The organism is Aeromonas sp. R7-4 (assembly GCF_040908055.1).
In the GTDB taxonomy this organism is placed as follows: Bacteria; Pseudomonadota; Gammaproteobacteria; order Enterobacterales; family Aeromonadaceae; genus Aeromonas; species Aeromonas sanarellii.
Genome location: NZ_JBFODA010000054.1, coordinates 83,390 through 96,916 on the forward strand (window position 1 = coordinate 83,390; position 13,527 = coordinate 96,916).

The window sequence follows — 13,527 nt, forward strand, 5'->3', positions numbered from 1 at the left end:
CTTACCAGCGCCCCGCCATGCCGTAGTCCTGCCACTGTGCGGCGTCGAGCAGATTGAAGGGATCATCGAGGTAGAGGGCGATGCCGAGCTCCCTGGCCCGCTGGATGAAGCGTGCCAGCAGGGAATCCGCGGCCATCGCCTCCAGCTCGGGCAGCATGTGCTGCCCCAGCAGCAGGGATTGCAGCGGCAGACGCTCCAGCAGATCGAACGGCAGGTGCTGAGCGTTGTCGAGCAGCAGGGCCAGCCTCGCCCCCGCCAGGCTTGCCTGCAACACCAGGGCGAAGCGATCCGCATGGCTCAGCAGGTTATCCCGCCGATGGATGACCAGGGTCAGCTCGCTCGCCGGACGCCCGTGGTGCTCCAGCCAGGCCTTGAGCGGTTCCCAGTACGGCGACAGGCCGTTCAGGGTCAGCCAGACGGGCAGCGTGAACGACTCCGCCTCCGCCAGCAGGCCAAGCTGCCCCCTCTGCTCCCCCTGCCAACTGCGGATGGTTCGCTTCAGGCCACCGAGTCGGCGCCGGCGCTGGGGCCCCAGATAGAGCACCTTGAGCAGCCGCAGTAGATCGTCGCTCTGCAGCGGCTTGGCCAGGGCCGCCAGCACGTTGAAACCCGCGTCGTGCAGCAGACGCCTGGCCCCGTCGATCAGGGTCTGATCGTGGGCGGAGAGCAGTATGATGGGCAGGCCGCTGTGACGATATTGGGGATGGCTCATCAGCAGGCTGATGGCATCCTGCTCCGCCAGGCTGAGATCGCAGATAAGCAGCCCCACGCCCCCCTCCTCCAGGGCCCGCAGGCAACCTTCGCCATCCTGCACCCAGTGGCAGGGTGTCCCCAGGGCCTGGATCTCCTGCTGGATGCAGGCCCCCTGGAAGGGGTGATCCTCGAGCAGCAGGATCTGCAACCGGGCAAGCCAGGCCCGCCACTCCCGCTCCCGTGCCTGTACCCCTTCGAGCCAGGGATCTGACAGGCGATAGATCCCCACTCCCGGGGTCAGCAGTTGCGGCAGGTAGTCGGCCCCGGCATGGGAGGCGGGATCGAACAGGGCGATGGCCCCGGCGGCAAACAGTCCCTCCCATTGCCAGCCGGCATCGGGCAGGGTGCGATGCAGGCTGGCGTAGGCCGGCAGGCCCGCCGCCTTCGCCGCCTGATGGGAGGCGGCGTCCAGGGCATAGACGCTGACGGGGTGAAACACGGGCCCCTGGCTGTCATCCGACTCCAGCAGGGCCAACAACTCTTCATCGGTGATGATCATCTCATGCTCTTTCGCCCAGTTGCCGACAGACCTCTTCCACGGCCAGCCTCAACTCAGTTGCAAGGGGGTGGTCGGGGGCCTCCTGCCAACGGTCGATCACCCGGACCAGCGAGGTGGCCCCCACCATTTTGGCGGCCCCCTTCATCTTGTGTAAAGCCGCATTGAGGGCATGGGGGTCCCCTTGTGCTAGGCACTGCTCAATGTCCGCCAGCTCCTGGCGAACCGAGGTCAGGTAAATTCCGATGAGGGCCGGGCTCAGCAGCGCGGACAGGGGCATGGCCTGAGGAGCCTGTGCCACCTCAGCGCCGTTGCGACCGGAGACGGTGCGCAGCAGGATGGCCAGCTCCTTCAGCAGCACGGGCTTGTCCAGATGTCCCTGGCAGCCGCACTCGGCGAGCCGCTGCGCCGCCTGCTCGCTGAGATCGGCAGTGATCACGTAGACCGGCAGATGCTGCCAGTGTGCCGAGGCCCGCAGCTGCCTGCACAGCTCGGCCCCGTCCATCACCGGCATCTGCAGATCGGTCAGCACCAGATCCACCGTCTCCGATCGCAGGATGTCGAGGGCCAGGCGGCCGTTGGCGGCGCTCAGTACCCGGGCCCCCAGCTGACCGAGCTGCATGCTGATCAGCACCCGGTTCACTTCGTGATCTTCCACCAGGAGCACGCGCAGGCCGGCGCCCGGCAGATCCCTGATCTCCTCCCCCTCCTGGGCAAGCCTGGGTTGCAGCAGGCTGACCACGGAGCCCGGGATCCAGGGCTCCCCCTGCCAGGACCAGGCGCGCAGCCCCCGCTCATCCACCAGGACGCCGAGGCCGGGGGCCATCCCATCCTCGGCGACCCCCAGCTCGGCGAGCCAGGGACGCAGGTAGGCCTGCTCCTCGGGGGGCAGTTGCAGGGACAGCCGCTTGACTCTGGGCTGCCAGGGCGCTTTCTCCTGCACCTGTCTGAGGGGCCAGACACAGATGAAGCGGCTGCCGCCGGTGGCCACGGGCTCGACCCGGATCTCGCCGCCCATCTGCTCCATCAACTGGCGACAGATGGCGAGCCCGAGCCCCGTGCCCTGGGCCCGGATCTGTCCCGGCTCCTCCCCCTGCTCGAAGGGCTGGAACAACCGGGGCAGCAGCTCGGCGCTGATGCCGGGCCCCTGATCGTCCACGCCGCACCAGATCCACTCCCCCTGCCGGCGAGCCCACAGCACCACTTCTCCCCGCTCGCTGAACTTGATGGCGTTGGAGAGCAGGTTGTGCAGCACCTGCTGCACCCTGTGGGGATCGAGCTCCATCAGGGCGGGCAGCGCCGGATCCAGGTTGAGGCGCAGCTGCAGATGCCGGGAGCGCGCCTTGGACCAGTGCACCGCCGCCACGTGTTCGCACAGCTCCACCAGATCCGTGGGCTGCAAGGAGAGCCGCAGCTGGCGCGTCTCGTTGCGGCTGAAGTCGAGTACGTCGTTGAGCAGCCCCAGCAACTCGTTGCCCGCCTGCCTGACGTGCGCCAGCACCGAGGCCTGCTCGGCAGAGAGCTCGGTCTGATCCAGCCACTCCAGCAGGCCGAGCATGGCGTTCATGGGGGTGCGGATCTCGTGGCTCACGGCGGCGAGGAAACGCCCCTTGGCGAGCACGGCCTGCTGGGCCTGCTCGTGGGAGAGCTGCAGGGAGTGCTCCTGCTCCACCCTGCTGGTCACATCCTGCACCACCCCGTAGACGCGCCACCCCTCCCCCTGGCGACGTCCCCTGCCGGAGAACTGCAGCCAGCGCAGCCCCTTGGCTGGGTGCTGGTAGCGCAGCAGATGGGAGAAGGGGCGCCCCGCCTGCAACATGGTCAGCATGGGAGCCCGCATCTCGCGCCTGTCCTGGCGAGAGATGCGAGTGAGCGTCTCGTTGGGATTGCTCCGGATCTGCTGGCTGGCCAGCCCCAGCAGCTCGTGGCTGCCGCGGCTCACAAACTCCACCCGGGTGATGGCCCCGTCCAGCAGGGTGAATTGCAGCACCACGCCGGGCACCGTATTGGTCAGGGCCCGCAGGCGCCGCTCCGCCTGGCGCAGCAACCGGGTGCGCTCGCGCAGGGCGCTGATGTCCGAGAGGGCGATGAGATCCCCGGCCGGGGCCTGCGGCCCCAGGCGCAGCGGGATCTGGGCATAGGAGTAGACCTGCTCGTGCAGCGCCAGCTCCCCCTCCGCCCCCTGCAACTGGGGCGCAGGCAGCACCAGATCGGCGGCGTAGCGCGCCTCCATCCGCTTGGCCCGCTTGTTGCGCTTGATCACCTCCCCCTTGTCATTGCGAAGAAACACGGGGACCGGCAGCGCCTGGAAGAGGGATTCCCGGAACTTGCTCTCCAGCGCCAGCGCCTGCTCCGCCTTCTGGCGCTCCCGCGCCTCCTGGGCCAGCTGCTGGCGGGAGCGCCAGATCAGCCAGATCACCGCCATGCTGATCACCAGGGCCAGCATGACGGAGCCGAGCCAGAAGCCGTAGCTGACCCCCTCCTGCTGGTTCAGGACGAGACGCCGCCAGCGCTGATCCAGCTCGTTCACCTGGCGATCATTGATGGTCATCAGGCTCTGCTCCAGCACCCCCGCCAGTCTGGACTGGCCCGGCCGGATGGCAAAGCCGAGGCCAAAGCGCTGGGGCAGCTCAGTGATGGCGAGGTCACTCAACTGGTTGTTGCGAAGGGGGTATTGCAGCTGGTACAGCTCCGCCAGCATGGCCTGGGCATCGCCGTGCTGTACCGCCGCCAGCCCTTGCAGCAGGTTGTCGGTCACTTCCCACTCGTGCTGGCCGAAGCGGGCGAGCAGGCTGGTGTCATAGAGCATCCTGGGGACCATCACCTTGCCGCTGACCTCCGCCAGGGATCTGGGGGCCCCCTGCTTGCGGCTGACCAGGGCGTAGCGACTGGTCGCCACCACCCGGGTGAATTCAAACTCCGACCCCAGCGCCGGAGACTCCAGCAGGCCGGCCATCATGGCCGCCTCCCCGCTGCGCAGCTTGGCCAGCGCCTCCTCCTTGCTGGCGGCTGGCACCAGCTCGAAGCGCAGCCCCGTCTGCCGGCTCACTTCCCGCAAGACATCCGCACTCCAGCCGATGAGCTCTCCCTGCTGGCTGACGCCGCTGTAGGGCATGAAGCCGGGATCCGCCACCACCCTGATGGTGTGGGCCTTGCCCACGAGCCAGGCCTGCTCCTTGTCGGTGAAGTGCAAGGGGTTCACATCCTGCTCGCTCTGGGGCAGGTAACGCCCCAGATCCCGATAGAGGCTGCCCGGCGGCAGGAAGCGGATCGCCGTGTCCACCAACTCGCGCAGCTCGGGCTTGTCTCGCATCATCAGCCGGTAGCTGATCACCAGATCGTCGCTGCGCAGGCGACGCAACCTGAGCCCCTCGTCCGGGTACTCCCGCATCAGGTAACGCAGTTGCAGATAGTCGCCGAGGTAGGCGCTGCCCCGCCCCGCCACTAGGGCGCCGTACCAGTTCTCCGCCTCGGTCAGCTGCAGCTGGGATGCGTGGGGATAGAGCCGCGTCAGGATGTCCTGTGCTTGCCAGATGGGCGACATCAGAAACCTGGCCTTATCCAGCTCCCCCCGGTAGAGAATGGCGGACTCCGCCTCCAGCATGGCCCGGCTCAGCCCCATGCCGGACGGTGAATGCCGCAATGGTCCCACATGGGGAACGAGATCGCAGCGCCCATCCTGCAGGGCCTGCAGGGTCGCCGCCCAGCTGGGCAGGGTCTCGAAGCGCAGCGGCACCGGCAGCAGTCCTGCCAGGCGCGTCACCTGATCGATGAGCAACCCCCCCTGCTCTTCCAGATAAGGAGGGCGCTGCAGGGCGGGATAGCAGAAGGTCAACCCGGTGAGCGAATCGGCATAGGCCTGGGTACCGGGTGACAGGGGAAGCATGGCGGCACGCAGTGGCAGGGCCAGCAGCGCGCCGGACAGAAGCAGGATTTTTATCATCGAAACGGAAAAGCCAGGCGATTGCCTGGCTTTTTGTCACTCGTTGGGTTCAACATTTTCTACCCTGGCCTTGAGCTTCTGGCCGGGCCGGAAGGTCACCACGCGACGGGCGCTGATGGGAATATCCTCCCCCGTCTTGGGGTTGCGTCCGGGACGCTGGTTCTTCTCGCGAAGATCGAAGTTACCGAAGCCTGAAATCTTGACTTGCTCACCACGTTCAAGCGCTTGTCTGATCTCCTCAAAGAAGGCTTCCACCATATCTTTGGCTTCACGCTTGCTCATCCCGAGCTGGGTGAACAGGTGCTCTGCAATGTCGGCTTTGGTAAGCGCCATAGATCAATCCCTCAAGGATGCATTCAACTCTTCACCAAGGGCCCGCACGACATTGTCTACGGTCTCGGCGATCTCTTTCTCCTCCAGGGTGCGCTGGGTGTCTTGCAACACGAGACTGATGGCCAGGCTCTTCTTGTCCTCTGCCATACCAGCACCCTGGTATACGTCGAACAAGTTTATTCCAACTAACTGATTTCCGCCAACTTTTTTAATTACTGCCAGAACGTCGCCTGCCAGGATCTGTCTGTCCACCACCACGGCGATGTCGCGGCGGTTGGCCGGGAAGCGGGATACTTCGGCCGCAACCGGCACCTTGGCCGGGGTCAGCTTGTCCAGCTCCAGCTCGAACATCACGGCCCGGCTCTTGAGTCCCAGCTTCTTCTCGAGGCTCGGGTGGATCACGCCGATATGGCCGATCACGGCGCCATTGCGCAGGATGGCCGCGCTCTGGCCCGGGTGCAGGGCGCTGTGCTCGGCACGCTCGAAGGTGAAGGTGGCCCCTTCGGCGGTCAGATCCAGTACCGCTTCCAGATCCCCTTTCAGATCAAAGAAGTCGGCGGCGCGGCTCTTGATGTCCCAGTGCTCGTCACTCTGGTTGCCGGTGATGATGCCGGCCAGCATGGGTTCCTGACGGATGCCGTTCTCGGCATTCTCGTCCTTGATGAAACGCAGGCCCTGCTCAAACAGGCGCACGCGTGGCTGCTGACGGTTCTGGTTGTAGACCACCGCCTGCACCAGACCCGGGAACAGAGAGACGCGCATGGCGGACATCTCGACCGAGATCGGGTTCGGCAGCACGATGGCATCGCTCTGCGGGAACAGGGTTTGCTGGGTCTTGGGATCGACGAAGCTGTAGGTGATCGCTTCCTGGAAACCGCGATCAACCAGCAGGTCGCGTACCCGCTTCAGGGTCACCTGCCCTTCAGCCTGCTCCACCATCGCCAGAGAGGCGGCGGGTTTCAGGTTCGGGATGTTGTTGTAGCCGTAGATGCGGGCCACTTCCTCGATGAGGTCTTCCTCGATGGCGATGTCGAAACGCCAGGAGGGAGCCAGCGCGGTCCAGCCGTCAGTATCCACGGTTACCTGCATGCCCAGACGAGTCAGAATTTCGACCACCTGCGCATCCGCCACGCTGATGCCGATCACCTTGTCGAGCTTGGTGCGGCGCAGCTTGATGGGGGCAGCCTTGGGCAAATGGGCATCGGATTTGACTTCGATGACCGGACCCGCTTCACCGCCGCAGATGTCCAGCAGCAGACGGGTGGCACGATCCATCACCTTGGCCTGCAGCTCGGGATCCACCCCGCGCTCGAAGCGGTGGGAAGAATCGGTATGCAGACCGTAGGCACGGGCACGGCCGGTGATGGAGAGCGGCGCGAAGAAGGCGCACTCCAGCAGGATGTCGGTGGTGGTCTCGGAGACACCGGTGCGATCGCCGCCGAAGATGCCGGCCATGCAGGCAGGGCCTTTGGCATCGGCAATCACGAGCGTGGTCTCTTTGAGCTTCACCTCGTTGCCATCGAGCAGGGTCATGGGCTCGTCGGCCTTGGCGCGACGCACCACCAGTTCCCCTTCCAGCTTGGCCAGATCGAAGGCGTGCATCGGCTGGCCGTATTCCAGCAGCAGGTAGTTGGTGATGTCAACGATGGCGTCGATGGAACGAATACCGCCACGGCGCAGCTTCTCCTGCATCCAGAGCGGGCTCTGGGCGTGCAGGTTCAGCCCCTTGATGACACGGCCGAGATAACGGGGGCAATCTGCCGACGCTTCAACCCGGATCGGGAAGGTTGCATCGATAGTGGCAACAGCCGGCGCCCAGGTCGGCTCGACCACGTCCACGCTGTTGAGCACGCCGATTTCACGGGCAAGACCCGCGATGCCGAGGCAGTCGGCACGGTTCGGGGTCAGATCCACATCGATGCTGACGTCGTTGAGCGCGAGGTATTCACGGATATCGGTCCCGATGGGGGCATCCAGCGGCAGCTCGATGATGCCATCGGCTTCGACGTCGATGCCCAGCTCGCTGAAGGAACAGAGCATGCCGTGGGACGGCTGGCCGCGCAGCTTGGCTTTCTTGATGGTGAAATCACCCGGCAGGGTCGCCCCGACCTTGGCCACGCACACTTTGAGGCCGGCGCGGCAGTTCGGCGCACCGCAGACGATGTCCAGCAGCTCGGCCTCGCCCACATTGACCTTGGTCACCCGCAGCTTGTCGGCGTCCGGGTGCTGGGCGCACTCGACCACTTCACCCACCACCACATTGTTGAACTGGCCGGCTACCGCTTCCACGGCGTCCACTTCCAGACCGGCCATGGTGATCTGCTCGGCCAGTGCATTGTCACTCAACTCGGTGCGGACCCACTCCATCACCCAGGATTTACTGAATTTCATGTTCTCTCGCCCTTACTTGAACTGCTTGAGGAAGCGCAGGTCGTTTTCGAAGAAGGCACGCAGGTCATTGACCCCGTAACGCAGCATGGTCAGGCGCTCAACGCCCATGCCGAAGGCAAAGCCGGAGTATTTTTCCGGATCGATGCCGACCGAACGCAGCACGTTCGGGTGCACCATGCCGCAGCCCAGCACTTCCAGCCACTTGCCGTTTTTGCCCATCACGTCCACTTCGGCGCTCGGCTCGGTGAACGGGAAATAGGAAGGACGGAAGCGAATCGTCAAGTCTTCCTCGAAGTAGTTGCGCAGGAAGTCGTGCAGGATGCCTTTCAACTCGGTGAAGCTGGCATGCTCGTCAACCAGCAGGCCTTCGACCTGGTGGAACATCGGGGTGTGGGTCATGTCGTAGTCGTTACGATAGACGCGGCCCGGCGCGATGATGCGGATCGGCGGCTGCTGATGTTCCATAGTGCGGATCTGCACACCGGAGGTGTGGGTACGCAGCATCAGATCAGGATCGAAGTAGAAGGTGTCGTGATCGGTACGCGCCGGGTGGTGAGCCGGGATATTCAGCGCATCGAAGTTGTGGAAGCCATCTTCAATCTCGGGACCACGGGCAACCTTGAAGCCCATCTCGCCAAACAGGCGCTCGATGCGCTCGATGGTGCGGGTCACCGGGTGCAGACCGCCATTCTCGATGCGGCGGCCCGGCAGGCTGACGTCGATGGTCTCGGCGGCCAGCTTCTGGTTCAGCACGGCGACTTCGAGGGCTTCACGACGCGCGTTTAGGGCATCCTGAACCTGCTGTTTGGCCTGGTTGATCACGGCGCCCGCTGCGGGACGCTCTTCAGCGGACAGGGCACCCAGTCCCTTCATCTGCTCGGTAAAAAAGCCCTTTTTACCCAGATATTTGACCCGGATTTCGTCGAGGGCGGCGATGTCGCTCACGCCCTCAATTTCGGCCTTGGCCTGGCCGACTACTTCTTCAAGCTGTTGCATGTCTTCCTCGTCACCACTCCCGGAACAGGAGCCTTTAGGCTAAATAAGGTCAAGAGGGGAATAATACAAAAAAAGCCCCTTGGCTGACCATAGTTATGACGGGCTTTTCTCCCTGCAAATCATTTTGTTATATCGAGTGAGCCCCAAGTGCTGCCTCACTGTATGTCGATATGGTGATCAATATTAGTTTGTTGGCATATGACGAATGCCGCGTCTCTTGATCAGGCTGGCTACCTGGCCGTCATAAAACAGCAGGCAACAAAAAAGGAGGCCTGAGCCTCCTTTTATCATCTATAAAACAGAACCGGATTAAACCAGAGCTGCTTTGGCCTTTTCAACCAGGGCGGTGAAAGCCAGCTTGTCGTGAACGGCGATATCGGACAGGATCTTGCGATCGATCTCGATGGAAGCCTTCTTCAGACCGTCGATCAGACGGCTGTAGGACAGACCGTTCTGACGGGCTGCGGCGTTGATACGCGCAATCCACAGCTGACGGAACTGACGCTTCTTCTGGCGACGGTCACGGTAGGCGTACTGACCAGCTTTGGTTACCGCTTGTACCGCTACGCGGTAGACACGGGAACGGGCGCCGTAGTAACCCTTGGCGGCTTTCATTACTTTCTTGTGACGAGCACGAGCGGTCACACCACGTTTAACTCTTGGCATTTTTCACATCCCCCCTTATGCGTACGGCAGACAAGCGACAACACGTTTGTGGTCGGCAGCGGAAACAAAGAACTTCGGTCCCAGCTGACGCTTACGCTTGCTGCTCTTCTTGGTCAGGATGTGACGCAGGTGGTTGTGCTTGCACTTGAAGCGACCTGAGCCAGTCTTCTTGAAGCGCTTTGCGGCGCCCCGGTTGGTTTTCATCTTCGGCATTTCATACTCCGCATTGTGAGTGACAACAAAATCGCAAGGCGAACCAACTCATGGAGCAAGCCCCATGAGTCAATTTCTTGTGGGCCTTAAGATTTCTTCTTGGGTGCGAGGACCATCACAGCTTGACGGCCTTCGACTTTCGGGAACGATTCGACTACGGCCAGCTCTTCCAGATCGTTCTTGACTCGCTCCAGAACCTTGATACCAAGATCCTGGTGGGCCATTTCACGACCACGGAAGCGCAGGGTGACCTTCGCCTTGTCCCCGTCTTCCAGAAAGCGAACCAGGTTGCGTAGTTTTACCTGATAGTCGCCTTCGTCGGTGCCAGGACGGAATTTGATTTCCTTGACCTGGACGACTTTCTGCTTCTTCTTCTGTTCTTTGGTGGTCTTGCTCTTTTCGTAGAGGAATTTGCCGTAATCCATGATCCGGCAAACGGGCGGCTCAGCGTTCGGACTGATCTCGACCAGATCCACTTCGGCCTCAGCGGCCAAGTTCAGTGCCTCCTGAATGGAAACGATGCCAAGGGCTTCGCCATCCAGACCAGCCAAACGAACTTCTTTCAGACGGATCTCTTCATTGATCCGGTGAGCGCGGGCTTGCGGTTGCTTGCCCAGTTTTTTTCCGCCTTTTATAGCTTATTCCTCCACTTTCTTTTGTCCGCGGGTCTGAACTTCCTGGGTCAACAGAGCAATCAGCTCTTCAACAGGATAAGAGCCCAGGTCAGCCCCTTTACGAGTACGCACTGCAATCTTGCCGGCTTCTACTTCTTTATCGCCGCAGACCAGCATGAAGGGCACTCGCTTCAAAGTATGCTCGCGGATTTTAAAGCCAATCTTCTCATTTCTCAAGTCCGCTTTTGCGCGAAGGCCCGCATCATTCAATGCTTTGGCAACTTTCACCGCATAATCGGCCTGGTTATCCGTGATATTCATCACCACCGCCTGAGTGGGAGCCAGCCAGGTCGGGAAGAAGCCGGCGTACTCTTCGGTCAGGATCCCGATGAAGCGTTCCAACGAGCCCAGAATGGCGCGGTGGATCATCACGGGCACGTGGCGCTCGTTGTCTTCGCCCACGTAGGTGGCGCCGAGACGACCCGGCAGGGCAAAGTCGAGCTGCACGGTACCACACTGCCAGGCACGATCAAGGCAATCGTGCAGGGTGAACTCGATCTTGGGACCGTAGAAGGCCCCCTCGCCCGGCTGCAGGTCGAACTTCAGACCGTTCAGCTCCAGCGCTTCGGCCAGGGCGGCCTCGGCGCGATCCCAAGCTTCGTCGGAGCCGATGCGCTGCTCGGGACGGGTGGAAAGCTTGACCACTATGTTCTCGAAGCCGAAGGTACCGTAGACGTCGTAGACCATGCGGATGCACGCAGACACCTCTTCCATGATCTGCTCTTCGGTACAGAAGATGTGGGCGTCATCCTGGGTGAAGCCGCGCACCCGCATCAGGCCGTGCAGGGAACCGGACGGCTCGTTGCGGTGGCAGGAGCCGAATTCGGCCATGCGCAGCGGCAGATCCCGGTAGGATTTCAGACCCTGGTTGAAGATCTGCACGTGACCCGGGCAGTTCATTGGCTTGATGGCGTACTCGCGGTTCTCGGACTGGGTGGTGAACATGGCCTGGGCATATTTCTCCCAGTGACCAGAACGCTCCCACAGCACGCGGTCCATCATGAAGGGGCCTTTCACCTCCTGATAGTCGTACTCCTTGAGCTTGCCACGGATGAAGGTTTCCAGCTCGCGGAAGATGGTCCAGCCGTCGTTGTGCCAGAACACCATGCCCGGCGCTTCTTCCTGCATGTGATACAGGTCGAGCTGCTTGCCGATCTTGCGGTGGTCGCGCTTGGCGGCCTCTTCGAGGCGCTGCAGATAGGCCTTGAGCTGCTTCTTGTCGGCCCAGGCGGTACCGTAGATGCGCTGCAGCATCTTGTTGTTGGAGTCACCGCGCCAGTAGGCGCCGGACATCTTCTGCAGCTTGAAGTGGTGGCAGTGACGCATGTTGGGCACGTGCGGGCCGCGGCACATGTCGATGTACTCTTCGTGATGATACAGACCTGGCTGATCATCACGGGCAATGTTCTGATCCAGGATCTCGACCTTGTAGGTCTCGCCACGGGCTTCGAACACGTCGCGCGCTTCCTGCCAGGAGACCTTCTTCTTGACGACGTCGTAATCCTTGGCGGCCAGCGCCAGCATGCGCTCTTCCAGGGCAGCCAGATCTTCCTCGGTCAGGGTGCGGTCGAGGTCGACGTCGTAGTAGAAACCGTTGTCGATGACGGGACCGATGGCCATCTTGGTCTGGGGCCAGAGTTGCTTGATGGCGTGACCCAGCAGGTGGGCACAGGAATGGCGCAGGATATCCAGACCTTCTTCGTCTTTGGCGGTGATGATGGCCAGGGAGGCATCGGCCTCGATCAGCTCGCAAGCATCCACCAGTTCACCGTTCACCCGGCCGGCAATGCACGCCTTGGCGAGGCCGGGACCGATGTCTGCGGCGACGTCCATGACGGAAACGGCGTGGGGGAATTGACGTTGGCTGCCGTCAGGCAGAGTAATGATTGGCATTGGGTGTTTCCTTATACAGTGGTGCCCCCTACCAAAGGGCACATGTGAAATAGAGATGTCCTTTTATATCGAGCGCTATTCACCTTTGTGTTTCACCGCTCACAATGCGGTTGCTACACGCCGTGGCACACAGACGCAGGCTGTGCATGGCGCTCGATTGACAGGTACAGCGGAGGATTGTATCAGACGCGACAACTCAGACAAGTTGTCTTGGCGATTTTGCATACCATCGGCCATGACAGGCGCCGGTTACCGGGTGGTGCCCTGACGATGCCCGACCCGCAACGCCGCGCCCTGTGCTAGGTTTCCAGTGAGGCGTCAGCCCGAGCAAGGAGAGCAAGATGTACACCTATGACATTTCGTTTCCGGAGCATGCAGAGAAGATCATCCACCCGGACCACCTGTTGACGACACACTGCCCCGTTCATATCGGGGAGCTGGTGATCCTGAGCGACGGCAGCAAGCGCGAGGTATGCAGCATAGTGCACAGCGCCGATCGCAGTACGCTTTATGTCACCGACGTGACGCCCGGCAAGGTCACCGCCAGCCGCTGACCTGTTAGCCGGCATTCAGGAAGGACTGTCCGTTGAAATCGAAGGCGCTGCGTCCCTCCTCGGCCAGCGCCAATTCCTGCAATACCTGCAATGCCAGCCTGTTGCCCTTTTGCGAGGCCTGATAGAGCCACTGCTTGGCCTCGGCCAGGTCGACACGGCCATTGGCCCCCATCAGGTGCAGCACACCCACCTTCAACATGGCGGGCACGTCCCCGTTGCGGGCGGCCCGCTCCATCCAGTGAAACGCCTCGCGCAGATCCCGCGTCACACCGGCGCCGCGCAGATAAACCTCTGCCAACCGGTATTGGCCGAAGGCATCCCCCGCCTCGGCGGACTGGCGATAGAGGCTGATGGCCTGCAACATGTCCTGCTCGCTCCCCTGCCCCACCTCGTGGCTCCAGCCCATCAGCGCCTGCGCTCGTGGCTCGCCCTGGTCCGCCAGCGGCTGCCAGATCCGGGTCGCCTCATCGAAATGGCCGCTGCGCCAGGCTCGGTTGGCAGCCGCCAGCTCCTGCTCGGTGGAGAGCGGGATCAGACGCCAGATGACCAGGGCGATGATGGCGATGAAGAGCCAGCGGGAGGTGTTGGGTTGCATGATGATTTCCGTGATCCAGT

Annotated in this window: 11 protein-coding genes; 1 reads left to right on the forward strand and 10 read right to left on the reverse strand. The window is 62.4% G+C overall.

The features are described 5' to 3' along the window. Position 1: 1 nt before the first annotated feature. The 9 genes from AB5Y72_RS14515 to thrS form a co-directional block, all read right to left on the reverse strand. Positions 2–1,252, reverse strand: a complete 1,251-nt coding sequence (locus AB5Y72_RS14515; RefSeq protein WP_325782666.1) for a response regulator — start codon at positions 1,250–1,252, stop codon at positions 2–4. Position 1,253: 1 nt separating this feature from the next. Beyond that, positions 1,254–5,174, reverse strand: coding sequence for a transporter substrate-binding domain-containing protein (locus AB5Y72_RS14520; protein WP_368199121.1), 3,921 nt, complete (start codon positions 5,172–5,174; stop codon positions 1,254–1,256). Positions 5,175–5,228: 54 nt separating this feature from the next. Continuing rightward, a complete protein-coding gene (gene ihfA, locus AB5Y72_RS14525) occupies positions 5,229–5,525 on the reverse strand; it encodes an integration host factor subunit alpha (RefSeq protein ID WP_005300715.1) in 297 nt (98 codons plus the stop codon). Between the two features lie 3 nt (positions 5,526–5,528). Then, positions 5,529–7,916 carry a phenylalanine--tRNA ligase subunit beta gene (gene pheT, locus AB5Y72_RS14530; RefSeq protein WP_368199104.1) on the reverse strand — a complete coding sequence of 796 codons (2,388 nt, stop codon included), beginning with the start codon at positions 7,914–7,916 and terminating at the stop codon, positions 5,529–5,531. A 12-nt stretch (positions 7,917–7,928) separates the two neighbouring features. Next, entirely contained in the window at positions 7,929–8,912 is a 984-nt protein-coding gene (gene pheS / locus AB5Y72_RS14535; RefSeq protein WP_041211447.1) for a phenylalanine--tRNA ligase subunit alpha, read from the reverse strand. A 309-nt stretch (positions 8,913–9,221) separates the two neighbouring features. After that, on the reverse strand, positions 9,222–9,578 hold the full coding sequence (gene rplT, locus AB5Y72_RS14540) for a 50S ribosomal protein L20 (RefSeq protein ID WP_010674800.1): 357 nt from the start codon (positions 9,576–9,578) through the stop codon (positions 9,222–9,224). A 15-nt stretch (positions 9,579–9,593) separates the two neighbouring features. Next, positions 9,594–9,791: a 50S ribosomal protein L35 gene (rpmI, locus tag AB5Y72_RS14545; protein ID WP_005300673.1), complete on the reverse strand. Its 198-nt coding sequence runs from the start codon at positions 9,789–9,791 to the stop codon at positions 9,594–9,596. Between the two features lie 86 nt (positions 9,792–9,877). After that, positions 9,878–10,408 carry a translation initiation factor IF-3 gene (infC, locus tag AB5Y72_RS14550; RefSeq protein WP_234923365.1) on the reverse strand — a complete coding sequence of 177 codons (531 nt, stop codon included), beginning with the start codon at positions 10,406–10,408 and terminating at the stop codon, positions 9,878–9,880. 21 nt (positions 10,409–10,429) lie between these two features. After that, the gene (thrS, locus tag AB5Y72_RS14555) at positions 10,430–12,358 is read right to left on the reverse strand and encodes a threonine--tRNA ligase (protein ID WP_042074195.1); all 1,929 of its coding nucleotides are present in this window, start codon (positions 12,356–12,358) and stop codon (positions 10,430–10,432) included. A gap of 341 nt (positions 12,359–12,699) precedes the next feature. Here thrS and AB5Y72_RS14560 point away from each other — a divergent pair, with 341 nt between their 5' ends. Then, positions 12,700–12,912, forward strand: a complete 213-nt coding sequence (locus AB5Y72_RS14560) for a hypothetical protein (RefSeq protein WP_128313741.1) — start codon at positions 12,700–12,702, stop codon at positions 12,910–12,912. A 4-nt stretch (positions 12,913–12,916) separates the two neighbouring features. Here the strand turns inward: AB5Y72_RS14560 and AB5Y72_RS14565 are convergent, their stop codons facing one another. Continuing rightward, positions 12,917–13,507 carry a tetratricopeptide repeat protein gene (locus AB5Y72_RS14565; protein ID WP_368199105.1) on the reverse strand — a complete coding sequence of 197 codons (591 nt, stop codon included), beginning with the start codon at positions 13,505–13,507 and terminating at the stop codon, positions 12,917–12,919. Positions 13,508–13,527: the final 20 nt, after the last annotated feature.